The sequence below is a fragment of the Kitasatospora sp. NPDC023385 genome (assembly GCF_055664045.1).
This window is the reverse complement of record NZ_JBVOOL010000019.1, coordinates 19,083-42,683: the sequence shown is the minus strand read 5'-3', so window position 1 is coordinate 42,683 and position 23,601 is coordinate 19,083. Positions and strand designations below refer to the sequence as shown.

29 protein-coding genes are annotated in these 23,601 nt (G+C 72.9%); 20 read left to right on the top strand and 9 right to left on the bottom strand.

Going from position 1 to position 23,601, the window contains the following annotated elements:
- From AC0B61_RS26290 to AC0B61_RS26260, 7 genes are read left to right on the top strand one after another with little or no spacing between them, the layout of a single operon-like run.
- Nucleotides 1-2,811, top strand: a complete 2,811-nt coding sequence (locus AC0B61_RS26290) for a hypothetical protein (protein ID WP_471743223.1) — start codon at nt 1-3, stop codon at nt 2,809-2,811.
- A 14-nt stretch (nt 2,812-2,825) separates the two neighbouring features.
- Nucleotides 2,826-3,353 carry a hypothetical protein gene (locus tag AC0B61_RS26285; protein WP_471743222.1) on the top strand — a complete coding sequence of 176 codons (528 nt, stop codon included), beginning with the start codon at nt 2,826-2,828 and terminating at the stop codon, nt 3,351-3,353.
- An 8-nt stretch (nt 3,354-3,361) separates the two neighbouring features.
- Nucleotides 3,362-3,655: a hypothetical protein gene (locus AC0B61_RS26280; protein ID WP_471743221.1), complete on the top strand. Its 294-nt coding sequence runs from the start codon at nt 3,362-3,364 to the stop codon at nt 3,653-3,655.
- Nucleotides 3,648-4,310, top strand: a complete 663-nt coding sequence (locus AC0B61_RS26275) for a peptidoglycan-binding protein (RefSeq protein WP_471743220.1) — start codon at nt 3,648-3,650, stop codon at nt 4,308-4,310. Before AC0B61_RS26280 ends, AC0B61_RS26275 begins: the two co-directional genes overlap by 8 nt.
- A gap of 2 nt (nt 4,311-4,312) precedes the next feature.
- Nucleotides 4,313-4,537 (top strand): hypothetical protein, encoded by a 225-nt coding sequence (locus AC0B61_RS26270; RefSeq protein ID WP_471743219.1) that lies wholly within the window; start codon nt 4,313-4,315, stop codon nt 4,535-4,537.
- Nucleotides 4,538-4,551: 14 nt separating this feature from the next.
- Nucleotides 4,552-4,827, top strand: a complete 276-nt coding sequence (locus AC0B61_RS26265; protein ID WP_471743218.1) for a hypothetical protein — start codon at nt 4,552-4,554, stop codon at nt 4,825-4,827.
- 26 nt (nt 4,828-4,853) lie between these two features.
- Nucleotides 4,854-5,096, top strand: coding sequence for a hypothetical protein (locus tag AC0B61_RS26260; RefSeq protein WP_471743217.1), 243 nt, complete (start codon nt 4,854-4,856; stop codon nt 5,094-5,096).
- A 60-nt stretch (nt 5,097-5,156) separates the two neighbouring features.
- Here the strand turns inward: AC0B61_RS26260 and AC0B61_RS26255 are convergent, their stop codons facing one another.
- On the bottom strand, nt 5,157-5,690 hold the full coding sequence (locus AC0B61_RS26255) for a hypothetical protein (protein WP_471743216.1): 534 nt from the start codon (nt 5,688-5,690) through the stop codon (nt 5,157-5,159).
- A 120-nt stretch (nt 5,691-5,810) separates the two neighbouring features.
- Between AC0B61_RS26255 and AC0B61_RS26250 the strand changes: the two genes are divergently transcribed.
- From AC0B61_RS26250 to AC0B61_RS26240, 3 genes are all read left to right on the top strand, one after another.
- Nucleotides 5,811-6,437: an HAD family hydrolase gene (locus AC0B61_RS26250; RefSeq protein ID WP_471743215.1), complete on the top strand. Its 627-nt coding sequence runs from the start codon at nt 5,811-5,813 to the stop codon at nt 6,435-6,437.
- A 99-nt stretch (nt 6,438-6,536) separates the two neighbouring features.
- A complete protein-coding gene (locus AC0B61_RS26245) occupies nt 6,537-7,721 on the top strand; it encodes a helix-turn-helix domain-containing protein (RefSeq protein WP_471743214.1) in 1,185 nt (394 codons plus the stop codon).
- 470 nt (nt 7,722-8,191) lie between these two features.
- On the top strand, nt 8,192-8,347 hold the full coding sequence (locus AC0B61_RS26240; protein WP_471743213.1) for a hypothetical protein: 156 nt from the start codon (nt 8,192-8,194) through the stop codon (nt 8,345-8,347).
- 552 nt (nt 8,348-8,899) lie between these two features.
- Here AC0B61_RS26240 and AC0B61_RS26235 read toward each other — a convergent pair.
- The gene (locus tag AC0B61_RS26235) at nt 8,900-9,145 is read right to left on the bottom strand and encodes a helix-turn-helix domain-containing protein (RefSeq protein WP_471743212.1); all 246 of its coding nucleotides are present in this window, start codon (nt 9,143-9,145) and stop codon (nt 8,900-8,902) included.
- A 121-nt stretch (nt 9,146-9,266) separates the two neighbouring features.
- Here AC0B61_RS26235 and AC0B61_RS26230 point away from each other — a divergent pair, with 121 nt between their 5' ends.
- The 4 genes from AC0B61_RS26230 (at nt 9,267) to AC0B61_RS26215 (ending at nt 12,660) form a co-directional block, all read left to right on the top strand.
- Entirely contained in the window at nt 9,267-9,479 is a 213-nt protein-coding gene (locus AC0B61_RS26230; protein ID WP_471743211.1) for a hypothetical protein, read from the top strand.
- 70 nt (nt 9,480-9,549) lie between these two features.
- A complete protein-coding gene (locus AC0B61_RS26225; RefSeq protein WP_471743210.1) occupies nt 9,550-10,005 on the top strand; it encodes a rhomboid-like protein in 456 nt (151 codons plus the stop codon).
- Nucleotides 10,006-10,312: 307 nt separating this feature from the next.
- Nucleotides 10,313-11,725 (top strand): argininosuccinate synthase, encoded by a 1,413-nt coding sequence (gene argG, locus AC0B61_RS26220; RefSeq protein ID WP_471743209.1) that lies wholly within the window; start codon nt 10,313-10,315, stop codon nt 11,723-11,725.
- Between the two features lie 266 nt (nt 11,726-11,991).
- A complete protein-coding gene (locus tag AC0B61_RS26215; RefSeq protein WP_471743208.1) occupies nt 11,992-12,660 on the top strand; it encodes a GAP family protein in 669 nt (222 codons plus the stop codon).
- A gap of 57 nt (nt 12,661-12,717) precedes the next feature.
- On the opposite strand, the gene AC0B61_RS26210 is transcribed toward AC0B61_RS26215, so the two are convergent.
- From AC0B61_RS26210 to AC0B61_RS26200, 3 genes are all read right to left on the bottom strand, one after another.
- The gene (locus tag AC0B61_RS26210) at nt 12,718-13,158 is read right to left on the bottom strand and encodes a hypothetical protein (protein ID WP_471743207.1); all 441 of its coding nucleotides are present in this window, start codon (nt 13,156-13,158) and stop codon (nt 12,718-12,720) included.
- 407 nt (nt 13,159-13,565) lie between these two features.
- The gene (locus AC0B61_RS26205) at nt 13,566-14,138 is read right to left on the bottom strand and encodes an RNA polymerase sigma factor (RefSeq protein ID WP_471743206.1); all 573 of its coding nucleotides are present in this window, start codon (nt 14,136-14,138) and stop codon (nt 13,566-13,568) included.
- A gap of 242 nt (nt 14,139-14,380) precedes the next feature.
- On the bottom strand, nt 14,381-14,854 hold the full coding sequence (locus tag AC0B61_RS26200; protein WP_471743205.1) for a MarR family winged helix-turn-helix transcriptional regulator: 474 nt from the start codon (nt 14,852-14,854) through the stop codon (nt 14,381-14,383).
- 161 nt (nt 14,855-15,015) lie between these two features.
- On the opposite strand from AC0B61_RS26200, the gene AC0B61_RS26195 reads away from it, so the two are divergent.
- A complete protein-coding gene (locus tag AC0B61_RS26195; RefSeq protein ID WP_097234626.1) occupies nt 15,016-15,426 on the top strand; it encodes an organic hydroperoxide resistance protein in 411 nt (136 codons plus the stop codon).
- Nucleotides 15,427-15,562: 136 nt separating this feature from the next.
- Here AC0B61_RS26195 and AC0B61_RS26190 read toward each other — a convergent pair whose 3' ends face one another.
- Complete coding sequence (locus tag AC0B61_RS26190) at nt 15,563-15,889, bottom strand: SHOCT domain-containing protein (protein ID WP_471743204.1); 327 nt, start codon at nt 15,887-15,889, stop codon at nt 15,563-15,565.
- Nucleotides 15,890-16,039: 150 nt separating this feature from the next.
- On the opposite strand from AC0B61_RS26190, the gene AC0B61_RS26185 reads away from it, so the two are divergent.
- Nucleotides 16,040-16,429 carry a hypothetical protein gene (locus tag AC0B61_RS26185; protein WP_471743203.1) on the top strand — a complete coding sequence of 130 codons (390 nt, stop codon included), beginning with the start codon at nt 16,040-16,042 and terminating at the stop codon, nt 16,427-16,429.
- Between the two features lie 77 nt (nt 16,430-16,506).
- Here the strand turns inward: AC0B61_RS26185 and AC0B61_RS26180 are convergent, their stop codons facing one another.
- Both AC0B61_RS26180 and AC0B61_RS26175 read right to left on the bottom strand, forming a co-directional pair.
- Nucleotides 16,507-17,157, bottom strand: coding sequence for a LamG domain-containing protein (locus AC0B61_RS26180; protein WP_471743202.1), 651 nt, complete (start codon nt 17,155-17,157; stop codon nt 16,507-16,509).
- A gap of 123 nt (nt 17,158-17,280) precedes the next feature.
- Nucleotides 17,281-17,928, bottom strand: a complete 648-nt coding sequence (locus AC0B61_RS26175; RefSeq protein ID WP_471743201.1) for a CBS domain-containing protein — start codon at nt 17,926-17,928, stop codon at nt 17,281-17,283.
- Between the two features lie 264 nt (nt 17,929-18,192).
- Between AC0B61_RS26175 and AC0B61_RS26170 the strand changes: the two genes are divergently transcribed.
- Nucleotides 18,193-20,172, top strand: a complete 1,980-nt coding sequence (locus tag AC0B61_RS26170; protein ID WP_471743200.1) for a hypothetical protein — start codon at nt 18,193-18,195, stop codon at nt 20,170-20,172.
- 42 nt (nt 20,173-20,214) lie between these two features.
- Here the strand turns inward: AC0B61_RS26170 and AC0B61_RS26165 are convergent, their stop codons facing one another.
- Nucleotides 20,215-21,414 carry an FAD-dependent monooxygenase gene (locus AC0B61_RS26165; RefSeq protein ID WP_471743199.1) on the bottom strand — a complete coding sequence of 400 codons (1,200 nt, stop codon included), beginning with the start codon at nt 21,412-21,414 and terminating at the stop codon, nt 20,215-20,217.
- Nucleotides 21,415-21,550: 136 nt separating this feature from the next.
- Here AC0B61_RS26165 and AC0B61_RS26160 point away from each other — a divergent pair, with 136 nt between their 5' ends.
- The 3 genes from AC0B61_RS26160 to AC0B61_RS26150 all read left to right on the top strand — a co-directional run bounded on the left by AC0B61_RS26160 (nt 21,551) and on the right by AC0B61_RS26150 (nt 23,582).
- Nucleotides 21,551-22,261 carry a TetR/AcrR family transcriptional regulator gene (locus AC0B61_RS26160; protein ID WP_471743198.1) on the top strand — a complete coding sequence of 237 codons (711 nt, stop codon included), beginning with the start codon at nt 21,551-21,553 and terminating at the stop codon, nt 22,259-22,261.
- 77 nt (nt 22,262-22,338) lie between these two features.
- Entirely contained in the window at nt 22,339-23,139 is an 801-nt protein-coding gene (locus tag AC0B61_RS26155) for a HEAT repeat domain-containing protein (protein ID WP_471743197.1), read from the top strand.
- A gap of 173 nt (nt 23,140-23,312) precedes the next feature.
- Nucleotides 23,313-23,582 carry a GlsB/YeaQ/YmgE family stress response membrane protein gene (locus AC0B61_RS26150; protein ID WP_471743196.1) on the top strand — a complete coding sequence of 90 codons (270 nt, stop codon included), beginning with the start codon at nt 23,313-23,315 and terminating at the stop codon, nt 23,580-23,582.
- Nucleotides 23,583-23,601 lie beyond the last annotated feature (19 nt).

Sequence of the window (23,601 nt, the reverse complement as noted above, 5' to 3'; positions counted from 1 at the left end):
ATGGCCATTAATGCGAACTGGCCCGTCATGGAGGAGGCGTGGGGGCCCTTCTGGCAGCCCTACGGCGGGCTGATCGCCAGCAACCGCTGGACCGAGATGACCAGCCGCATCCGGGGCACCGTGAGCCAGAACCGCGGCCGCCAGTACGAACTCGACCAGGTCCGCGCCGGAGAGCTGCGGTTCAGCCTCGACAACACCGACGCCACCTACGACCCCACCAACACGGCCTCGCCGTTCGCCGGCCGCGTCATCCCGATGGTCCCCGTCCGGCGCCGCGCCCAGTGGCCACCCACCATCAACCGCCTCACCCAGGGCCAGGCGACCGGCGGCGATGTCGGCGGCTGGCCCCTGGGCACCATCGACGCCACCCTCACCGAGTTGTACTCCGACGTCGGCACCGGCCAGATCGTCACCGACGCCACCGCCTACAGCGGCAGCCGCGTGCTCCAGTACCCGGTGCCGTCGGGCAGCACGTCCGGCCAGCGCGCCCTCCACATCGGCCAGCCGGCCGGCGAGCCTGGCACCACGTATACGTTCCAGGTGCGGATCCGCAACATCACGTCGTCCACATCCGTGCAGGTCAAGGCGCACGTCGGCTACTACGGCAGCACGTCCAACGTCACCACCCGCTCGTATGGCACGACCGTCACGCTGACCGGATCCCCCACCGCGGCATGGACGCTGCTGACCTGCACCGCCACTCTCCCCGCCAACGTGTACGGGCTCAACGTCGGCGTCACGATCGCGGCGACGACCACCGCCACCGCCAACCTCCAGTTCGACGCCCTGCAGTTGGAGAAGGGCTCGGCGGCGTCCACGTGGGTGCAGCCCGGTGTCTGGTACCCGCTCTACGGGGGGTTCATCGAACGCTGGCCGCAATCCTGGTCCGACCCGAAATACGCCCTGGTCAACCCCATCGCCACGGACGTGTTCGCGGCGCTCTCGCAGATCACCCTGCAGGACCCGCTCACCCAGGAGATCAACTCCCGCAGCCCGCGGTTCCTGTACACCCTCGGCGACCCGCAGGGATCGACCGTGGCCGCCGACTCCACCGGCCAGTGCCCGCCCGCCGTCGTCGCCGTCGCCAGGGACGGAGCGGCGACGCTCACGTTCGGCACGCAGATCGCCTCGGCGACCGCCGGCGGCACCTACGCCGGATCCTCGGGCACCGTGTGCACCATCGTCGGCGGGAATCCCGGCACCAGCACCTTCTCCCCGTGCACCTACCTGTCCCTCGGCATCGGAGGCACGCCCGGACCGGCGAACCCGGCGGAGTGGAGCCGCATGATCGCATTCCGGTGGACCGGCGGGACGATCACCGAAGCGGCGAACATCTGGGTCTGCCAGGACGGCAACACCAACCCGACGCTCAACAGCCATACCACCCTCTACCTGGACAATCTTGGACGAGTCAACCTGACAGTCTCCAGCTCGACCGTCAACGCCGGGACATATACCGACGGGGCCCACAACTACGCTGACGGCAACTGGCACCTCGTCCTGTTCGGGTACAGCTCGAGCAACGGACTGGTCGTCCTGTCCGTCGACGGCAGCACCACCTTCGCCTACTTCGGGGCCCCGGCCAACGCCGGGCCCACCGGCATCCTCTCCGACGCGATCGGCGCCTACATCGACCCCCGGACCGGCTCCTCCGCGCGCTACACCTGGCAGGGCGACCTCGCGTATGCCGCGGAGTTCCCGACAGGGATCCTCTACACCGACGACGTCACCAACCTCTACCAGGCATGGCGGTCCGCCAATGCCGGCGAATCCACGGACTCGCGCTACAAGCGCACCCTCGTCGCGGCCGGCTACCAGTTCGGCAGCTCCTCCATCCAGGCCGGCCGCACCACCGCGATGGGCCCAGCCTCCGGCGGATCCGCCCTGCAGATCCTGCAGGACATCGTCACCACCGAGGGCGGCAACCACTACGTCGACCGCAGCGGCGCCATCGTGTTCAAGTCCCGCGCCGACCGCTACAACGCCGTCACCAGCACCTACACGTTCGGTGACGGGCCCGGCGAATACCCGTACGAGCCGGGCATCGGCCTGGACTACGACCTCACCCGCGTCGCCAACATCGTCTCCGCCACGCAGGCCGGCGGCCAGACCTTCACCGCGCGCGACGCCACCTCCATCACCGCCTACTTCCCCCGCACCGCTAGCAGGACGATCAACTCCCAATCGGCCCTGGAGGTCCAGGACGCCGCCAACTACCTCTTGAGCAGGTATCGGCAACCGGCAACCCGCGTCACCTCCATCACCCTCAACCCCGCGGCGAACCCCACCTTGTGGCCCGTCTGCCTCTCCCTGGAACTCGGCATGCGCGTCACCGTGAACCGGCGCCGCGCCGACGGAAGCCTGATCTCCCTGGCCTGTTTCGTCGAGAACATCCAGACCGACATGGCCGCCGACACCGCCCGCTGGATCCTGCAACTGAGCCCCGTAGACCTGACACCGTACGGGCTGTTCGCGAGTTTCCACACCACCCTCAACGGTAGCCCGGCCTCGGGCGTCACCAGCATCACCATCAACGCGGGAGCGGACAGCACCAATCCGGCGGCCGCCCAACTCGGCCAGGGCCAACAGCTCGTCCTCGGCCTCAACACCGCCAATCAGGAAACCGTCACCATCAAAAGCGTCGCCACCACCACTGCCGGATGGACCACCGCCGTCATCACCCTCACCGCCGCTACCACCAAGAGCCACACCAGCGGCGACGTGGTGTGCGGGCCGCTCCCGGCAGGTGTCATCGACCCCACCACCTGGGACGGCTCGGCCCGATTCGATTCCGCCGCATTCTCCTACTAGCTGCTGGAGGCGACGTGCCCCTGCCCGTACCCGTGCCCGCAAGTGTGACATCAGGCGGGTACATCACCGCCGCCCTCTGGAACGCCAACGTCTACAACGGCCTCACCTACGCGCTCAACCCGCCGGTGTTCGTGGCCTACCAGTCCGCCGCTCAGTCCATCCCGAGCAGCAGCATCACCACCATCGGCATGGACACCACCGTCACCGACACGTACGCCGGGCACTCCAACACCACCAACAACGGCCGGTACACGCCCACCGTCGCCGGCTGGTACCTCGTGGTTGGCAGTGTCGCCTTCCCCGCCAACGCCACCGGCGGACGCGACGTCGAGATCCGCAAAAACGGAAGCTCGGTGAACCTCGGCCAGGGCGCCTACCAGGCTGCCGACGTCAGCATCACCACCACCGTCCGCACCATCGCCCTGGTCCAGTGCAATGGCACCACCGACTACATCGACATGTTCGGCTACCAGACCTCCGGCAGCAGCCTCAACACCATCCCCGCCCAGACCGGCATGATCGCCATCTGGCTGCACGCCTAGGAGCCACCATGACCGCCTGCTGGATCACCGACTGCCCCCAGACGCCCGCCGTTCAGTGGCGTCGGCGCCGCACCGACGACGACATCGACGCCGTCTTCGCGTGCACCGCGCACGCCATCACCCTCGACGGCGCCGCCCACATCCACCAGCCAACCTGTGTCCCCGACGCCGGGCGCCTCCCCTCGTGCGGCTGCACCCCCGAGTCGGTCATCACCACACCGCCACCCACCCATGCCACCGAAACCCTCCCCACCGGCTGGATCGTCCCAGCCGACGGCGCCCCGGAGAACGCTCATGCCTGACGTGTGGATGCCCGGCGCCGAGGTCCACGATCTCGGCGACCATGCCCCGACCGACCAGCAGTACCCGCCGAAGGCGATCGCCCACATCACGTGGGACCGCAACGCCACCGCTGCCGCGCCGGCCGACTGGGTGCCCTACGAATCCCTCGTCAGCTACTTCACGGGCGGGGGCGCCCCCGAGGCGCCGCACCTGATCTGGGATCCGTTCAGCGGCCGCATCGCCCAGCTGTTCCCCGCCGACAGCCGTTCGAAATCGGTTGTCGACAGCCCGGGCGGCACCCGCACCAACCGGGCCGGGCGGGTGGTCATCCAGATCGAGGCGGTGTTCTTCCCCTACTGCCGCTACCAGGGCCGGGTCTACCCCCGCCTGGTCGACACCCCGTGCGCGGGCTGGGACCGCCTCCACGCGTGGATCTCCTCGTGGGGTGTCCCGGACGTGTGGCCGATGGGCCGGCCGACCGACTTCACGCCGCACCGCGACGAGCAGACGTGGGAGACCCGGGGCGGCTGGTACGCGCACGCCCACGTCCCCGAAAACGACCACCAGGACCCCGGCTCATGGCCCGGCTTCAGCGTCGCGCCGCCTCCAGCTCCTACCCCTGTGTCCCCTCCCGCGCGCCGCCGGCCGCGGGCCTACCGAGCGATCGGAGTATGACCATGAGCACCATTCCCAAGCCGGAGGGCCTCATCCTCGTCAAGGGCGACCCCCGACAGGGTGCAGGCAGTGAACTGTTCGGCATCTGGCCGTCGGGCTACGTCCGCCAGATCACGCTGGCCGAGTACCTTGCGTGGGGTTCCCCGGCCGCGGACCGGCAGATCCCCTTCGGCAGCGACGCCGAGTTCACCCAGCTCGCCGCCTACGACCGCGCCCTGCGCGCCTGAGAGGAGGCACCACCATGTCCGACTCCACCCGCCGCACCATCCGCACCGTGGTCGCACTCGTCCTGGCGCTCGCTTCTGGTCTGCCGCTCCTCGTCCACACCGCCGGGCTGCCCGAGACGCTTCCCGGCCTCGGCACCGTACTCGCCGTCGCCGCCGCCATCACCCGTCTCATGGCCCTGCCGCAGGTCAACGCCTGGCTGCCGGCCTGGCTGCAGATGACCCCGGCCAAGGCGCCGCTGCCCGACCCGGTCACGCCCGCGCCGATCGACCCGGCAGGGAGCCGCGAGTGACCGCCCCGTCCCCTACCCCTACGACGGTGGATCTCCTGGTGGTGCTGACCCGACTGGAAACGAAGCTGGACGCCGCCACTGCGGGCATCGCTGACCACGAGACGCGGATCCGCAGCGTCGAACAGTCCACCGTCAACGAGGCTGACATCGCACAGCTTCGGGCCGACGTCGAGGCGTTGAAGCGGTCCCGCTGGCCGCTGCCGACGATCGGCGCCCTCGGCGGACTCGCCGGAGCGGCTGCGGCCGTGTACGCCGCACTCCACCCCTGAACCACCACGCCCCCGCTCGCTCTCCTCCGGGAGGGCTGGCGGGGGCGCTTCGTCGTCCTGTCAGCCGGCGGCCTTGTCGTACTCTGCGGCCTGGGCGGGGGTGAGCGCCTTGGCGACCCGTACGAGCACGGCTCCGTGGACGAAGTCGTACTCGGCGAAGATCGGCTGGGCCTTGACGATCGCGTCGATGTAGGCGGCGCGGGCCTTGGCGTCGTCGGCGGTGGCGAAGACCTCGACGACGCCGCCGCGGTCGACGCTGCCCTTGCTGCTGTCGATGCGGCTGTCGACGAGGGTGGTTGCGCTGGTGTATTGGTGTGGCCGGCCGAGGAGCTTGTTCGGGTCGTCGGCGGCGGTGATGTTCGTGGTGGTGGTGATGGTGGGGATCGCGGTCTTGATTTTGGCGGCGATGGTCGCGGCGTCCGGGGTGCTGGCGGGCGGGGCTGCGGCCGGGCTCGCGGGTGCGGCCGGGGCGGCCGCTGTGCCTGCGGCAGGCGGCGTTGTGGCAGCGGCCGGGCTGCCTGAGGTGCTGCTGGAGCAGGCAGCGGTCGCAGCGAGCATGCCGGCGGCGAGGAGGGTGAGGGTGGTGCGGCGCATGGTCCCCCCTGGGACGTGGTGCGGGTGGTGGGGGGACCGTACCGGCGTGGCCGCATGGTCTGGGGACGGTTTGGCCGACCTGTGACCAAACTGTTCAGGCTGTGGCCGTAGGCTCGGCCCATGCGTTCTGTGGTGTTCGACATTGGCGAAACGCTGACCAGCGATACCCGGTACTGGGGCGACTGGGCCCGGTGGCTGGGTGTTCCCGCGCACACGATGTCGGCCCTGGTCGGCATGGTCGTGGCCGAGGGCCGGGACAACGCGGATGCGATCCGAGTCGTCCGGCCCGGCGTGGACGTGGAGGCAGAGTGGAACGCCCGCCAGGCCGCCGGTCAGGCTGACTACCTCGATGAAACCGACCTCTACCCCGACGTGCGCCCGGCTCTTTCCAGGCTGCGCGATGCCGGCCTGTGGGTGGGCATCGCGGGCAACCAGAACGCCGCCGTGTCCACGCTGCTGCGCGAGCTCGACCTGCCGGCCGACGCCATCGGAACCTCGGCAGAGTGGGGCGTCGCCAAACCGAGCCTCGCCTTCTTCGAGCGGGTGACGGCGTGGGCGCCCGGGGAGGCTCACGAGATCGTGTACGTCGGCGATCACCCGGCGAACGACATCGCGCCGGCCCGTGCCGCGGGGCTGCGGGCGGCGCACCTCCGCCGCGGCCCGATCGGCCTCACCACCAGCGCGCCGGACGCGGATTGGACGGTCGCCTCACTGACCGAGCTGGCTGATCTGCTGGCCAGCCAGTAGCAGGACTGCCCCGGCGGGGTGACCGCCGGGGCGAATCCGCCCGGCGCCGTACAGGCGCCGGTACCGTTCCGAGTGCGACCACGGAACGGAGCCCAGAGTATGCCCGGAACGACTGCTGCCGCACTCGGTCAGCGCATCGAAACCGCCCGTCTGGCCAACGGCTTGACGCGCCGTGAGGTGTGCGACGCGTCCGGTGTGAGCCTCAGCATGCTCCGCAAGGTCGAGGGCGGCGAGCGCGTACCCGGCGACGGCGTCCTCGACGCGCTCGCGCAGGCGCTTCGAACTACCCCCGAGGAGCTCCTGGCAGGGCCTCGCCGAACGGACAGCCGGGTGCACCAGGCGGTTCCGGAGCTGCAACGGGTCATCGCAGCGTACGACCTTCCGGACGACGGCCCCGTGCGGCCGCTGCCGCTTCTCGCAGCTGAGGTCGAGCGGGCGGTCGAGGACCGCGTGGAGTCGCAGTACGCGCGCCTCGCCGAGCTGACGCCCTCCCTCCTGTCCGAACTGTTCCGCGCCGTCGACAAGGCGGGCGGAGCCGAGCGCGAGCAGGCAGCACGCCTCCTCGCGCTGGCGATCAGGTCGGCGGACGCGGTGGCCTACAAGTACGGCTACCGCGACCTCTCGGGCCGCCTGGTCGAGCTGATGCGCTGGGCCGCGTCGATCGCTGCCGACCCCTCCCTCGAAGCTGCCGCAGCGTACGTCCGCATGGAGACGTTTTTCTCTGCGGACCGGCTCGGTCCGGGCCTGCGGTCGCTCCGGGCGGCCGTCGACCGGATGCCCGCGCCGACGACGGAGCCGCTCGCCGCGGCTGCTGCCGCCCTGCACATGCGCGCGGCGGTCACGGCCGGCCGAATGCGACTCGCGGACGAGGCGCGGGAGCATCTGCGAGACGCCGAGATGCTGGCCATCCGGGTCCGGGAACGGCTCTACGACGGCACCGCAGTAGGGCCGGACAGTCTGGAGATTCACCGGCTGTCGGTGGCGGTCGAGCTCGGCGAGCAGCAAGACCTCTGTGAAGCCGTGGACACGGCCACCCGCTGGGCGCCGCCGCGGGATCTGCCGGCCGAGCGCCGCTCTCACTACTACATCGACCTCGGGCGGGCCCAGATGGTCCTCGGGCGCCCGCAGCACGCGAAGGAGTCGCTACTGGTCGCGCGGCGGATCGCGCCGCAGCACGTCCGGGAGCACGGCCAGGTCCGGGCCGAGCTGGCCACGATGGTCCGGCTGTCTCGCGGACGCGACGAGCAACTGCTCGCCTTCGCCCGGTGGGCCAGAGCCGTCTAGGTGCCACAAGTTGTGGCACTTCCCGGGGTAGCTGCCGGGGACGCTTAGGGGCGTGACGACGACACCGCCGTTGGTAACTACGGATGCTGGTGGTATCAGCCCGGCTCGGCTCCACGGAGAGGCCTGCATCGCCTGCGGTTCCCCGGAGCCCCCGCTGATGCCGGCCGGGCACGTCTACACGCCGACCGGCGGCCGCACGGCCCCGCTCGGTTGGGCCGTCGTCGCGCACCCGGCGTGCCTCGAGGAAGCGTCGTGACGGCAGTCCCGGTGTCGTGGCCGCCTCCGCCGACGAGCGTCATCGTGCGCTTCGACGTGCGCCCGGCCGGCCGGTACGTCTCGGCGGAGTGTCAGCTCGGCGCGCACTGGGCGTGCCCGGGCGGGATCCGTGACGAGGCCCGCGTCCCCGTCCTCGTCTGCCTGTGTCTCACCACTGGCTGCTCGTGCAGCCGTCACCTGTCTGGAGGTACCTGATGTCCGAGCAGCAGCTCACCGGCGACGAGGTCGAGGAGAGGGTGTGCGGCTACTGCCGCCGCTGCGACCAGTACGGACTCGGCACGTACGACGGGCCCAGGAGTTCGGGCTCCGACTGGATCACCGGCCACGCCGGGTGCCTGGAGGGCGAGTGAACGTCGTTGGCGGGAGGCCCGCGCGGTGGGTCCCGGCGCGGGGGATGTGCCCGCGCTGCCACCGGTATGTGGACGGCTGGCTCCTGCGGACGGTCGACGAGCGGCACGAGCTGGTCGGGCACGACGACTGCCCGGGGGCTCCGAAGCGCGAGGCGCGGGTCCGGACCTATAACGGCTGATCTCCCGCGCCGCCGCGCGCGGACGCGTCACGATAGTGGGCCCGCAGCAGCGCGATGAGAGGACAGCCGATGAGCGGCGTGGTGCCATACGACCGGCAGGGCCGCTGGCCCGGCCGGCGCCGGGGAGTTCCGTCTCCGACCCGGCAGAAGTTCCATCCCCCCATGCCGCCACCGGGATCTGACCCGGTGGTCGAGGAGATCGAGGAGGACAACACCATGGACGACGGCCAGAACCCCGCGTCGGGAGGCTCGGGAGGCATCGGAGGCCCCAAGGCGCCGCCAGCGGGGCCGAGCACCCCGCCCCCGCCAAACCCGCCACCGACCGAGTAACGGCCCCTGACTCCCTGGCCGGCCGCACGGCGGTGCGGTCGGCCTACTCGTCCCAGAACAAGCGCCAAATCGGCAGTCCGAGACCGTGCGCAATGCGCGTCAGGTGATCGTGCGTGAGGCCAGCCTCGCCCAGCTCGATCTTCGACACCGTCTTGCGGTGTAGCCCGGAGCGCTCCGCCAGCTTCTCCTGCGTCAGGCGCTGAAGTCGTCGCGCGTGCCTGATCCGACGGCCCGTGTTGCGTCGTTGCTGGTCGAGGTACGCCTGGTCCGGCGGGGATGGAGGGAGCACCCTCCGACGCTGGCCACTCCATGATCAAATGTCTGCCCCTGGCCAGGGTCAAATTGCGCGAACGTGCGTTCGGTATGATTCGTTCGAATTCGAACCCGGGGGGCTTCGACCGGAGAGCTCTATGCCCAGTACACCCCCGCCAGCCCTGCCGCCCGAGCACCTTGCCCGGTACTGCATGGCCTCTCGCGACCTCGACCGGGCCCGCGATCTCGACGTGCTCATCATCAGCCGGCCCCGGCTGGTCCGGGAGTTCGCCAGCCTCACCTCAGCCCTCGACGACGCTCTGCAGCTCATCCGCGACATCGCGGCTCAGCCCGGGGACGACACCGCCTGACGGCTGCTTGGGCTGCGGCGATCTCTCTCTGCAACGATCAGGACCACAACGTCCGCTGCTACATGTTTCGGTGGGCAAGTGGTGGACGCTGTTCACCAGCGGCCTGGTGGTCGACGGGGTACCGGCCTGGGCGGGCATCGCGGCGGTCGCCGTCGTGCTGGGGCTGGCCGAGTGGCGCTGGGGCCCGGCCCGGGCCGCAGCGGTCTTCGTCTTCGGGCACCTGGGGGCCACCCTGCTGACCGAGGGCGCCATGTGGGTGATGCTGACCGCCCGCATCCCGGGTGCGCTGTCCCGGGCCCGGGACGTGGGCATCAGCTACGGCCTGGTCGCCACCGGCGCCTGCCTGCTCGCCCTGGGACCGGCCCCGCTGCGCCGCTACGGCCTGCCGGCACTCGCCCTCGCACTGGCCACCGCCTGGGCGCTCGACCAGGAACTGGCCGACGCCGGACACCTGGTCGCACTCGGCCTCGGCGTGCTCGCCTCCCGCACGGCCTGGCTGCGCGCCCGCACACCCGTGCCGAACTGACACCGCACGCCGCCGGTGCCGGGCTGAGGTCGAATCCATCGGGGCGTCCGACGAAGCGCGTACCGCCGGCAGCCGCAAGCCCGCCTCGCCACCGCCCCGACGACCCTTCGACGCAACCGAGTTGAGTGGACCGGGAGTCGACGGACAGAGGCCTCCACGAGCCTTCGCACCCATCCACCGGATCGCATGCTCTTGCATTGCTCTGCAAATCTATGCCAGAGTTCGGGCATCGGATCGAGTACGCCGAATCCCGTCACACATCGCTAAATCAGGGGCCCGCCTGCGCGGGTCGGTCAAGGGTGCATCCATGTCGAAGGTCTTGAGCAAGCTGCCGGTCGGTGAACGGATCGGCATCGCATTCTCCGGTGGGTTGGACACCTCCGTCGCCGTCGCGTGGATGCGCGAGCACGGTGCCGTCCCGTACGCCTACACGGCCGACATCGGCCAGTACGACGAGCCCAACCTCTCCGACGTCCCCGCCCGGGGCCGCGCGTACGGCGCCGAGCAGGCCCGTCTGGTCGACTGCCGGGAGGCGCTGGTCGAGGAGGGCCTGGCCGCCCTGGCCTGCGGCGCCTTCCACATCCGCTCGGCCGGGCAGACGTACTTCAACACCACCCCGCTCGGCCGCGCCGTGACCGGCACCCTGCTGGTCCGCGCGATGCAGGAGGACGAGGTCTCCATCTGGGGCGACGGCTCCACGTACAAGGGCAACGACATCGAGCGGTTCTACCGCTACGGCCTGCTCGCCAACCCCAACCTGCGGATCTACAAGCCGTGGCTGGACCAGGCGTTCGTCGACCAGCTCGGCGGCCGCAAGGAGATGTCCGAGTGGCTCGCCGAGCGCGACCTGCCGTACCGGGACTCCGCCGAGAAGGCCTACTCCACCGACGCCAACATCTGGGGCGCCACCCACGAGGCGAAGCGGCTGGAGTACCTGGACGCCTCGATGGAGATCGTCAGCCCGATCATGGGCGTGGCCTTCTGGGATCCGGCGGTCGAGATCCAGACCGAGGACATCACCGTCGAGTTCGAGTTCGGGCGGCCGGTCCGGATCAACGGCCAGGAGTTCGCCAGCGCCGTCGACCTGGTCCACGAGGCCAACCGCATCGGCGGGCGCCACGGCCTCGGCATGTCGGACCAGATCGAGAACCGGATCATCGAGGCCAAGAGCCGCGGCATCTACGAGGCTCCCGGCATGGCCCTGCTGCACACCGCCTACGAGCGGCTGCTCAACGCCATCCACAACGAGGACACCCTCGCCACCTACCACACCCAGGGCCGCCGCCTCGGCCGGCTGCTGTACGAGGGCCGCTGGTTCGACCCGCAGTCGCTGATGCTGCGGGACAGCATCCAGCGCTGGATCGGCCACCCGGTCACCGGCAGCGTCACCCTGCGGCTGCGGCGCGGCCAGGACTACTCGGTCATCGACACCCAGGGCCCCAACTTCAGCTACCACCCCGAGAAGCTGTCCATGGAGCGCAGCGTCGACGCCGCGTTCGTCCCGGACGACCGCATCGGCCAGCTGACCATGCGCAACCTCGACATCGCCGACTCGCGCAGCAAGCTGGAGCAGTACGCGGTGCACGGCCAGCTGGCGCCGTGGAGCGGCCTGATCGGCGAGCTCGCCCCGGGCGGCGCGGCGCCGATCGCCGCGGGCACCGGCGACGAGGAGGCGTCCACCGCGCTCGACCACGCGGCGATCGAGTCCGGCACCGACTGACGCATCCGCCGGGCTCCGCCGGGCGCACGTCCACGGAGGCCGCCGCACCACACCGGTGCGGCGGCCTCCGCGTTCTCACCTTCGCCCAACGAGCCGCCCAACCAGCCGCCCGCGGGCCCTCTCCCCCTCACGCGAACGGTCGAGCCGACCGTGCGCGCCGGGCCACGCCGTAGCTGAATGGCGGACGTGCACCCGGCGACGGGAAGGCAGGAACCGGGATGGGGGAAGCGGTCAGTAGGTGAAACGGTCAGTGGGTGAAGCGGTCGGTGGGTGAAGCGGTCGGTTCGATGCTGGCCTCGGCGGTGGCTGTCGCCTTCAGCCCACTGCCGCTGATCACCGTGATCCTGATCCTGGCCACCCCGCGCGGCCGGATCAACGGACTCGCCTTCGTGGCCGGCTGGGTGCTCGGCCTCGCGGCGTTGGTGGCCGCCGTCGTGGCGGCCGGCACCGTACTGGACCGGGCCCAGTCCACTCCCACCTGGTCGTCCTGGCTCAAGCTCGGGTTGGGGGCGCTGCTCCTGCTGGCCGCCGCGCAGCAGTGGCACGACCGCCCCCGGCCAGGGCACGTCACACCGCCGCCCGCCTGGCTGCAGGCGGTCGACCGTTACACGGCGGCCAGATCCGCCGGCCTCGGTCTCGCACTCGTCGCGGGCGCCCCGCAAGCCCTGCTGCCGGCCGTCGGCGGTGCCGCCGCGATCTCCGCCACCGGGACCGGCGTCGGAGCCGAGTCGGTGGCGGCGGCGCTGATGGTGGTGATCGGCTCGCTCGGCACGCTCCTGCCGCTCGCGGCCCGCCTGCGCGGCAAGGAACGCTCCGCGCGGACCCTCGGCGAGTGGAGGGCCTGGACGTCCGCCCACCACGCCGCGATCCTGACCACGGTGCCGGCCGTGCTCGCAGCCGCGTACGTGGGCGACGCCCTCATCGGGCTCACCTGATCAACGCCCCCGCCCGGACAACTTCACGCCGAGAACCCCACTCCGCCACCGGCGTCGTCACCGGATCCGCACCACGCCCCTCCCCCGCACCGCCCGGATGCCCAACCGCGCGGGGGCCGCCCGTGGCGGCGTCGCCAGCGTCTCCCGCAGCGTCAGCAGGATCTCCCCGTCGTAGCGCTCCGCCAGCACCCGCGCCAGCGCGGCGGCACCGCCCGGCCGTACGTCGCGGGCGAGGTCCGGCAGTCGGCCGGGGCCGCTGAGGTCCTGCGCCTGGGCGGCCCAGCGGGCCGCGTCGCGCCGCTCGCCCTCGGCGGTGTAGTGCACGGCCAGGCAGTGGACGGCCAGTTGGTCCCCGTACTGGGCGGCGATCCGCCACCAGAAGACACCGTCCGCCGCGCGGCCCATGCCGTACAGCAGGCAGCCGAGGGTGCGGAACGCGGTCTTCTCGGCGAGTTCGAGGTCCAGAGCCAGTTCCCCCGGCTCCGCCGCGCCCGCCACGCCCGCGCACAGGTGCCGGAGGTCCCGCCGGAGTTCCGCCCGGCCGCCGGCCCAGGGGGACTGCCCCGGAGCGCCCCCCGACCCCGGCCCTGATCCGGCCCCCGAACCCGGACCCGGACCCGGACCCGGACCTGAGCCCGACCCCGACCACACCCCCGCCCCGGACCCCGCCCCCCAACCGAAGCCCCGGCCGGCACCGGCCGCCGTCGCCGGGTGCGGCCCGGCAGCGGGAGCGTGTGGCGGCCGAGCGCCAGACGGCGGGCGGGCCGGGCGCTCGCGCGCCGGCGGGGCGGGCCGACGGGCGGCGGCGAGCCGCTCGGCCAGCCGCCGGGTGAAGGCCACCGGGTCGTGGTCGTCGAACTCCCGCTCCAGTTCGGCGGAGTGCGCCCGCAGCAGGTCCGCGACCTTCATGTCTCCGCCCCGCCGTCGTCGGGGTGCTCCAGGAGGTATTCGAGGTGCCGCCGGCCGAGGCTGTAGTAGGTGCGGGCGGTGGTGTGCGCGATGCCGAGCGACCGGCCGATGTCGTGGTACGACAGGCCGGACTGGCGCAGCCGGACGACGTCGGCCTGGACGGGTGCGGCCCGCGCGAGTTCGTCCATCGCCCAGTCCAGGGCGTCGAGTTCGGCGAGTTCGTCCAGCTCGTCCTGGCTGGTGTCGGGGCGGCGCTGGGCGATCACCCGCTGCCGTTTGCGTTCGATGCGGCGGCGCTCGCGCAGGACGTCCACCACCGCGTCCTTCACGATCTTGAAGGCGAAGGCCTGGGGGTCGGCGCTGGCCAGGGCGCGGCGCCAGTTCTTGTAGAGCGTGGTGCCGGCGTTCTGGACGGCGTCCTGGGCGTCCTCGCGGTGCCGCAGGCGCTGCTGGGCATAGCGGAGGTAGCCGGAGTTCTCGCGGGTGAAGAAGACCTCGAAGTCGGTCGGCAGGTCGCCGAGCGGGTCCGCCCGCAGGCTCCGCTCCTCGCCCGGCCAGGGAGTGTTCACGCAGGCCCCTTTCCTGGGTCAGCTGTCCGGCCCACCGGATGGCACGCCGACGGCCCCTTGGGGCTCGTGGTGTAACCGTCCGGGGGGCGCAGGATGTCGACCGGATCGGGCGAACAATTGGCGAACGATTCCGTTCACTTTCGCGCAGGGCCGCTGACCTGCCGGTTCAAGCCCACCGGCCCCGCCGGGAGCCGCCAGACGTGACCCAGATCACATCGGGCGAGGTGTCGGCTTGACAAGCCCTACGGCGCCGGCTCCACCGCCGCCGAGTCCAGGGCGGCGGTCACCCGCTCCAGCAGTCCGCGAAGGGCGGCCAGGTCCTCGATCGGCAGCCCGGTCGCGACGAGGAGTCGGCGCGGGACCTGCCCGGCCCGCTCGCGCAGCGCCGATCCCTCGGGCGTGAGCCGGACGGTGACCGATCGCTCGTCCTCGGGGCTGCGCTCGCGGCGCACCAGTCCGGCCGCCTCCAGCCGCTTGAGCAGCGGGGAGAGCGTGCCGGAGTCGAGTCGCAGGCGCTCGCCGATCCGCTTGACGGGCAGTTCGCCGTCCTCCCAGAGCACCAGCAGGACCAGGTACTGGGGGTAGGTCAGTCCGAGATCCTTGAGCAGCACCCGGTAGACGCCGCCGAAGGCGCGGGAGGCCGCGTTGAGCGAGAAGCAGATCTGCTGGTCGAGGCGGAGCAGTTCCTCGTCCGCCATGCCGGGGAGCGTGGTCATGGGTCCATGGTACCGATCACCACCGCGCTATTGAGTTGTGCGCAATTGAATTGCGCGCTCTACTTATGCACGGCAGGGCCCCGGGCGAAGCCGCCGAAACGGCGGCCCGACCGGGGCCAGGCCCCATCCGAGCAACCGCAGCACCACGAAGGGAACCGACCATGGACGCGCTCTACACCGCCGCCGCCACCGCCAACGGCAGGGAGGGCCGCGCCGTCAGCTCCGACGGTCAGCTGGACCTCGCGCTGGCGATGCCGGCGGCGCTCGGCGGCAACGGCCAGGGCACCAACCCCGAGCAGCTGTTCGCGGCCGGCTACGCCGCCTGCTTCGCGAGCGCCCTCGGCCTGGTCGGCCGCCAGGCCCGGGTGGACACCAGCGAGGTCTCGGTCACCGCCGAGGTGTCCATCGGCAAGGACGGCGCCGGCTTCGGCCTCGCGGTCGTGCTGCGCGTCGAACTGCCCGAGTCCCTCGCGGGCGAGACCGGCGAGCTGCTGGTCAAGCAGGCCCACGAGGTCTGCCCCTACTCCCGCGCCACCCGGGGCAACATCCCGGTCGAGCTCGTCGTCGAGTAAGCACCCGCCGCTTCGAGGCGGGCGACCGTCCGGACGCCGAGAACGACGGCTCGAACGCCCGCATCGGGCCCGCCGCAGGAACCCCTGCGGCGGCCCCGATGCCGTTCCGCCGGCCCCGGACGAGGCCGCCCCCGGGTCAGCCGCCGCCCGGCCCGTTCGCCGAGCGCAGCGTCTCCAGTCGGTGCCGGTACTCCTCCGCATCGATCTCGCCCCTCGCGAACCGCTCCGCGAGCAGCTGCTCCGGGGTGGGCCCGGACGCCCAGCCGCGCGCACCGCCCGGCCCGGGCGCAGCCCCGCCCGGAGTCGACGGGCCGTGCGGGAGCGGCTGCCGCGAACGGGAGACGTACCGGAACAGGACGACGGCGAGGACCACGATCAGCGCCAGGACCAGCAGCATCCCGATCGCCATCAGGCCGATGCCCCAGCCACCCACGCCGTGCCCGTGCCCATGCCAGTGCCTCATCAGGACCCTCCTCCTCCGGCCCGCCGGGCCCGCCGAGGTGATCAGCGCCTTACCACCATCCTGCGCCCGACCACGGTGAAAGTGCTGTGAAGAAAGCCTGAGAAAACGTTCCGGCGCCCGGGCCCGCACCCGCGAGGTAGCGTGCGGCCCGTGACCCAGCAGCCGTGGACGACCCACCAGCCCCCGGACGACGGCCGCTCCCCCGAGCAGCTCGTCGCCGCCGGAGTGCTGCTGCGCCACGCGGACCCCCGCCCCCACCCGGCGCTCGGCCACTCCCCGATCGCCTACGTCGCCATCGCGCTCTGGACCGAACTCACCGCCCTCGCCATCGCGCCGTCCGCCGCCGAGGCCACCGCCACCGCCCTGTTGCGCGCGCTCGCCGCCCGGGCCGTGGACGCGGCCCTCGCCCCGGGCAACGAGCGCGCCCCGCGCGACGACCTGTACGTGACCGACCCGGCCCACATCGGCCCGCGCCGTCGGGCGGTCTGGTTCCAACGCTCCGGCCCGCACGGCCCGATCACCGCCGCCCTCGCGCCATGAGCGGCCGGCCGCCGGCCGTCAGCCGCCGCCCGTAGAAGGCTTGCGGAAGCCGTGGAAAGCCCGTAGAAAAGAGCCCCTCAGCGCTCGACCCGCAGGCTGTGGCAGACCCAGCTGAGCCGGTCCGGCCCGTCGATCGGCGGCCGGTCGTGGTACGTGCCGTCCGCCACCGACAGGTTGACGATCAGGTAGGCGTGCCAGCCGGCCCCCACCCCGTGCAGGTCCGCGTAGACCAACTCGTCCGCCACGTACCAGTCCACCGAGTGCGCCCCGAGGACGACCCGCAGGTCGAACGTCGCCCCGGGCGCGATCCCGGCACCACCGCCGTGCCAGTACCGGAAGCCGCCCCGGACGTGGTTGGAGATCTCCAGCAGGTCCGGGTTGTCCGGGTGGTACTCGAAGACGTCGACTTCGTTGCCGCCGTCCCGCCAGGTCCAGATCGCCGGCCACGCGCCCAGCTCGACCGGGAGCGTCACCCGCGCCGACAACACGTCCCCGGTGCGGACCTGGAAGCCCTCCGGGCTGCCCTCGGTGGTCAGCAGGTTGCAGTTCCACAGCCCGCCGCTGTGTCTGCGCGTCGCGGTGAACACCCCGCCGGGGCAGTACCCGTGGCCGAGGTAGTCGAGCTTGTGGTCGCTCCGGTTGGTCGGCCCCGTCCGGGGGTAGGCGCTGCTGCGCCCGGCGGTCCACTGCCTGGTCGAAGTGAAGTCCGCGTCGAACACGACTGCCACGGCCGCCTCCCCGGTGCTCCGGTGTCCCGGCAGTCGATCGACCGGGCACACGGAGTGACTTACCCGGTACGTTCCGCTGTATGCGATGCGGACCGCCCGGGTCCGAGCCGGACCGGCGGCCGGCTACTCACCTGATCCGGCCGTTGGCAGAGCCGCCGCCGCGCCCCCCGCGTCGAGCCGGTCGGTCACCGAGACCACGCCGTCCACCGATCGGCACAGGTTGAGCACGACCGGCACCAGGTGCGCCTTCGGCACGGTGCCGCTGAGCACGACCCGCCCCTGGTTGACCTCCACCCCCACCTCCGCCGGGCTGACCCCCTCGATCCGGCCGAGCACCTCCTCGACGATCTCCCGACGGATCACCATGTCCTCGCGCAGGAACACCCGCAGCAGGTCTCCCCGGCTCACCACGCCGACGACCCGCCCCTCCTCGTCGATCACCGGCAGCCGCTTCAGCCCGTGCCGGCTCATCGTCCGGGCTGCCGCGACGACGCTGGTGCCGGGCGTGGTGCACACCGGCTGGGTCGTCATCAGGTCGGCGGCGGTGACCTCGCCGCTCGGCCCCGCCTTCGCCGACTCGGGCGCCGGCAGCAGGCTCCCCGGGTCGTCCTGGGCGGCGAGGGTGCGCAACAGGTCGGCCTCCGAGACCACACCGATCGGTCGGCCCTCCGGGTCCGTCACCGGCACCCCGGTGATGTCGTACTCGCTCAACAGCGTCACGATCTCCTGGAACCCGGTCTCGGGCGCGACCAGGACCACGGGGCTGGTCATCACGGATTCGACGGTGGCATGCCGCACGCCGGTTCACCTCGTCCAACGGTGCTCGTCCAACGGTGCTGGTCCGATCGGGCACGGATCGTCCCGACCGGTACCGGCAGCATGGCGTGCGGCAGCGCGGACCGCCAGGGCCCAAGGGGCCGAACGGGTGGGACCTTCGGCCCCGGACGGCGCAACCATCACATGATCGACTCGTTGGACTGTCCACCACGACACCACCACGCACCACGACAGCACCACGGCTCCCGGGAGGCTCCCTTGGCAGGACGGACGGTGGGCGCGACACCGCCGAACCCGGGGGGCGCGGCGCGTCCGGTGGTGCAGGCGGAGGCGGCGCTGGTACGCCACTACCGCCGACTGGTCCGACTCGCCTACCTCGCCCTGCCCGCCGACCGGGACCGCCACAGCCGGGTGCTCGCCGCCCACGCCGCCGTGCAGCGCGCCCTGCCCTCCCGCTGGACCCGCCGCGCCGAGCCGGCCACCACCGAGCCGACCGCCACCGGGCCAAGCACCACCGAGACGACCGCCACCGAGACGGACCCGGTGTACGCGGCCCTGCGGCGGCGGGTGCTGCGCGCCGCGCTCCGACCGCACCCGGCGGCCCGCCTGCTGGCGCCCCGCGCCTTCGGTCTGCGGCTGTTCACCCCGCACGGCGGTGAGCAGGCTGCGGCGCTCGACCGCGCGCTCGCGGCGCTCGACGCGCCGGCCCGGGCTGCCTTCGGCCTGCGGGCGGTCGAGGGGTTGGACGAGCGGCAGTGCGCCGAGGTGTTGCGGCAGGCCGGGGTGGCGCAGCCGGAGCGGGCGGTCGCCGCTGCCGCCGAGGTGCCGTCCGGCCCGGATCCGGAGCCGCCCGCGTTCGACCCGTGCGCGGTCCGGGTGCAGCCCACCGATCTGCTGCGCCGTCGCCGGACAGTGACCGCCGCGCTGGCGGTGGGTGCCCTCGGGCTCACCACCACGGCGGCCGTGCTGGGCGGCTCCGGCCCCGCCGGGCCCGCCCGTCCGGTGTCCGGGCCGCTCCCGGCCGTGGACGCCGATCCGGCCCATCTGGTCCGGGTGGGGCCCGACGCGTGGCAGCACACCGCCCGGGTCGACTTCTCCGCCTGGCCCGCCCGGGGCGACCGCCGCGAGGACGGCGCGCTGCTCGGCCGCGCGCTCACCGCCTGGCTCCGGCCGGGCCCGCAGAGCCACACCGAACCCGGGACGGATGCCGCCCCACCCGTCGAAGCACCGCATCTGCTCTTCGCCGGGACGGTGGACGGCACCGGCGTGGTGGTGCTCTACGACGGCCGGCGGATCGCCCGCTACACCGACGGGCGCGACGGCGGCCTGGACCTCGCCCGGGCGGACGACTCGGACGTGACCACGGCGGGCGCGGTGGCGCTGCGCCGCCAGGGCACTGCCGTCCGGTACCTGCTGGCGCCCTGGGTCGATGCCGTCGAGACCCGCCGGATCGACCAACCCGACGCCCCAGCGCGCCCGTTGGACCACCCCGACGGCGTCACCGGCTCGGCCCCGGGCGGCGGGCTCGCCGACTGCCAGGGCGCCACGCTGCTGCAGTTGCGTTCGTCGCCCGTCATCGCCGAGAAACACTCCTTCCTGCTGGCCGACCTGGGCGGCCTCGTCCCCGCGCACCTCACCTACTCCCCACCTCCGGACCGCGCCCAGGCCGACCGTTCCCCAGCCGACCGCACGCAGGCCGGCCAGGCCGGCCAGGCCGCCCAGGCCGCCCAGCCCGCCCGCGCGCCGCGCGAGGCGACCGCGCAGGACGCGCTGCAGGCCTGGGCCCGGGCAGGCTGCGCCGTTCCGGACGGCAAGCCGGGCGTCAAGGCGCTGGACCTGTGGGCCTTCGCCGTCCAGCCGCTGCCGCAGAACGCCGGCTCGGCCGCCTGGGTCTGCCTGCGCGCGGACCGCTGGAACGGCGAGGGCAGCGCGGCCACCGCCGTCGTCCTGCCGACCGCCCGGGGCCCGCAGCGCACGGGCGGCGGACCGGGCCGAGCATGCAGCCGGTTCGAGCCGGACACGGTGGCCTGGACGTGGTGGCGCTCCCCGCAGGGCGCGGAGTTCCTGCTGGCAGCGGGCAGCCGCCGGGTCGCCCGGCTCACCGTCAAGGGGCCGGACTGGTCCGCCGACCGGCTCGCCCCGGACCACGTGCTCGCCGTCGAGCGCCCCGCCCGGGCGGCCGTCCAGGTGGAGGCCCTGCTCGACAACGGCGCCCGCATCGGCCCGCCGCCCCGCTGAGACCGGCCCCGGTCCACCCCGCCGCTCTCCACCCCACCCCGCTCAGGCCGCCGCACTGCACCGGCCGGACAACTCCGCCTCGTAGTCCGGCAGATCGACGCTGCTGACCTGCCTGCCCAGCTCCAGCATCTTGTCCAGCGCCCAACGCCGGTTCAGCACCGCGTTGCGGAACCGCAGCCCCGTCGGAGTGCGCGGCGCCAGGAACGGCCCGGTGCGGTCGCCGCCCTTCTGGCAGCCCTGGGCGTAGCCGCGCAGCCGCTGCTCGTAGCGCTCGAAGGCGGCGCGGTGGTCGCCGCGCGCCCGGGCCAGCTCGCCCGCCAGGACGTACGCGGCGACCACGGCCGTCCCGGTGCCCATGCCGCCGATGGTCGCGCCGCAGGCGGCGTCGCCGATCAGGGCGATCCGGCCGGTCGACCAGGCGGGCACGTCGGCGCGGCTGATCGAGTCGAAGTACAGCTCGGGAGCCGCGTCCAGGCTCTGCAGCAGGCGCGGCACCCGCCAGCCGAGGCCCGCGAACGCGGTCCGGATCAGCGCCTTCTGCTGCGCCGGGTCGTGGCGGTCGTACCGCAGTTCGGGCGAGGCGAACAGGCAGAAGGCGCCCGCCCGGCTCGGATCCCGGTGGCCGGCGCCGACCGACAACAGCCGACCGGGGACGTTGAGCCCGACCGCGCCGACCGGCAGCCCGGGCTCGTTCGGCAGCTGCCAGGTGGCCACGTAGTAGCCGAGGTGGCGGACGTAGCGCTCCTCGGGGCCGAAGGCGAGCCGGCGGACGTTGGAGTGCAGCCCGTCGGCGCCGATCACCAGGTCGAACTCGCGCGGCGCACCGTGCCGGAAGGCGACCCGGACGCCGTCCGGCGTCTCCTCCAGCGCCGTGATCGAGTCGCCGAAGACGTACTCGGCGCGGGCGCTGCTGTGCCGGTGCAGGAGCTGGGCGAGCTCGCCGCGCGGCACCTCCAGGTCGCCGCCCGCGAACTCGGCCGGCAGGTGCAGCAGTTGCCGTCCGTCGGCGGCCAGGAAGGTGATCGGGCTGCCGCCGGTGGAGAGTGTGCGCAGCTCGTCCAGGACGCCCATCCGTTCCAGCACGGTCAGGTGGGTGCGGCCGCGGAAGTCGACGTCCTGGCCGCCGTCGCGCAGCCCGGGGGCGAGCTCGACCACGGTGGCCTCGAAGCCGTACCGGCTCAGCCAGTGGGCGAGCGCGGGACCGGCGATGCTGGCGCCCGAGATCAGGACCTTCGTGTTCATGGGAATCACTCCGTCTGAGGATCGAAGAACTGTGTCCGATAGACACTGTTCGTTGCTGTGTACGATAGACACAGTTGAGGCGACAGACAACCCCGAGAGCAGAACCGGGGACGGGCACCCAGGACGGGAGCGGACGATGGCCGGCACGGCGAACGACACGGTGCGGCTGCTCTGGGGCCCGCCGGCCAAGCCGACCCGCGGACCGAAGCCGGCCCTCAGCCTGGAGCGCATCGCCGCCGCGGGTGTCGAGGTCGCGGACGCGGAGGGACTGGCCGCCGTCTCGATGCAGAAGGTGGCCGGACTGCTCGACTTCACCAAGATGTCGCTCTACCGCTACGTCCCGGGCAAGGCCGAACTGGTCGCGCTGATGGTCGAGTCGGCCCTCGACACCCCCCCGACCCCTGCGGTCGGCGCCGACTGGCGGGATCAACTCACGGCCTGGGCACGCCACTTGACCGAATCCTTCCACCGGCACCCGTGGCTGCTCGACGCCACCGTCGGCCCCCGGATGATCGGCCCGAAGGAACTCGCCTGGCTGGAACGGGTGGTGGCCGCCCTCGACGGCCGCGGGCTGACCGGCCCCGAGCGGATGGACGCCGCCGTCCTGCTCGCCGGACACGTGCGCGAGATCGCCTCGCAGTCCCGCGCCGTCGGCCCGGCCGGCTCCCCCGAGGCCGAACTCCTCGCCGCCCTCGGCACCGTGGTGCAGCAGCACGCCGACCGCTACCCCGCCGTCGCAGCCGCCATGGCCGACCCGCACGGCCGCGACCAGGCCCTGGACTTCGGCCTGGCGCGGATCCTGGACGGCCTGGCCGCCCTGATCGACCGCCGCGCGGACCACAGCTAGCCGCCGAGCGCGGACTCGGCCGCGCGCCCGGAGATGCCCTCGGGCCGCCGCCCGTCCGCCCGGTACCATCGCGCCCCATGGCGATGTTCGTGCACCTGACCGCCGCGGCGAACGCGCCGCGCATCCGCCGCGCCGGCATCCGGGCCGACAGCCGGGGCCAGGGCGGGGCACGCGGCCTGTACTGCTTCCCCGTACTGCCCTCCTACGCCTTGACCCACCAGTGGCTGCGCGAGCTGGCCCGGTCCGGCCCCCGGGGCACCCTGGTCGCGGTGCACGTCCGGCTGGACGACGCGCAGGAGGTCCTCACCGGGCACTACCGCGACCGCGCCGAGGGCGCCCAGCGGTCGGTGTCCGCGGCCGAGGCGGTCCGGCGGATCGGCGCCCTGGCCGACCCGCGCGGCTGGGAGGTCTTCCTGCCGCGCGCGGTGGGCCCCCGCGAGGTGCACCGGATCCGCACCGTGCCGCAGGTCGCCGGTTGGCGCTACCGGCCGGACGCCCACGGCACCCGGCCCTGCACCTGCTCCGGCTGCCGGATCCGCGGCGAGTACGGCAGCCGCCGGCTGCGCGAGCGCCACCCGCATCCGCTGGACGGCCCGCCGCCGCCCGTCCCCGTTCTGCTGGGCCGCCTCGAAGCGGCCGGCGAGCCGGGCGACCCGGCCGAACTCCGGGCCGCCCTGCACTGGTTCGGGATGCGCCGGCGCGGCCCGGTGGACCGCCTGGCCGGCCTGGCCGCCCATCCGGACCCGGCCGTCCGGGAGGAGCTGGTCTGGGCAGTCGGCGCCTGGTCCACGCCGGGCGTCGCCGAGCTGCTGGCGAGCCTGGCAGGCGATCCGCACCCGGACGTCCGCGAGGCCGTCGAGGCGGTCCGGGACCACTGAGGCCCGGCCACGCCGTCCCCCACCGGGCGCGACCCGCGCTTTCACGCCGCTGACCTGCGGAGTCATCCGTCGACATGCCTGCCCTGCCGATCCGGGTGATCATGGGACGAACTGCGACTTCGGAGATTCGGCGCACCGGTTCGCCCCGGTGGCGCCCGGAAGGATGGACCGCGATGTTCCAGCTCCTGTGGATTCTGCTCATCGGCTTCGTGCTCGGCGTACTCGCCAAGCTGATCCTGCGCGGGCCGCAGTCGATCCCCTGGTGGCTGACCATGCTGCTCGGCGCTGCCGGGGCCTGGCTCGGCAACGCCGTCTCCGGCTGGCTCGGCGTCCGGCACACCTCGGGCATCGACTGGATCCGCCACATCCTGCAACTTGCCTTCGCGGTCGCCCTGGTGGCCTTCGTCGCACCCGCATGGGGCAGGTCCCACCGGAACCGCTGACCCGGCGCCGGGCCGGGCC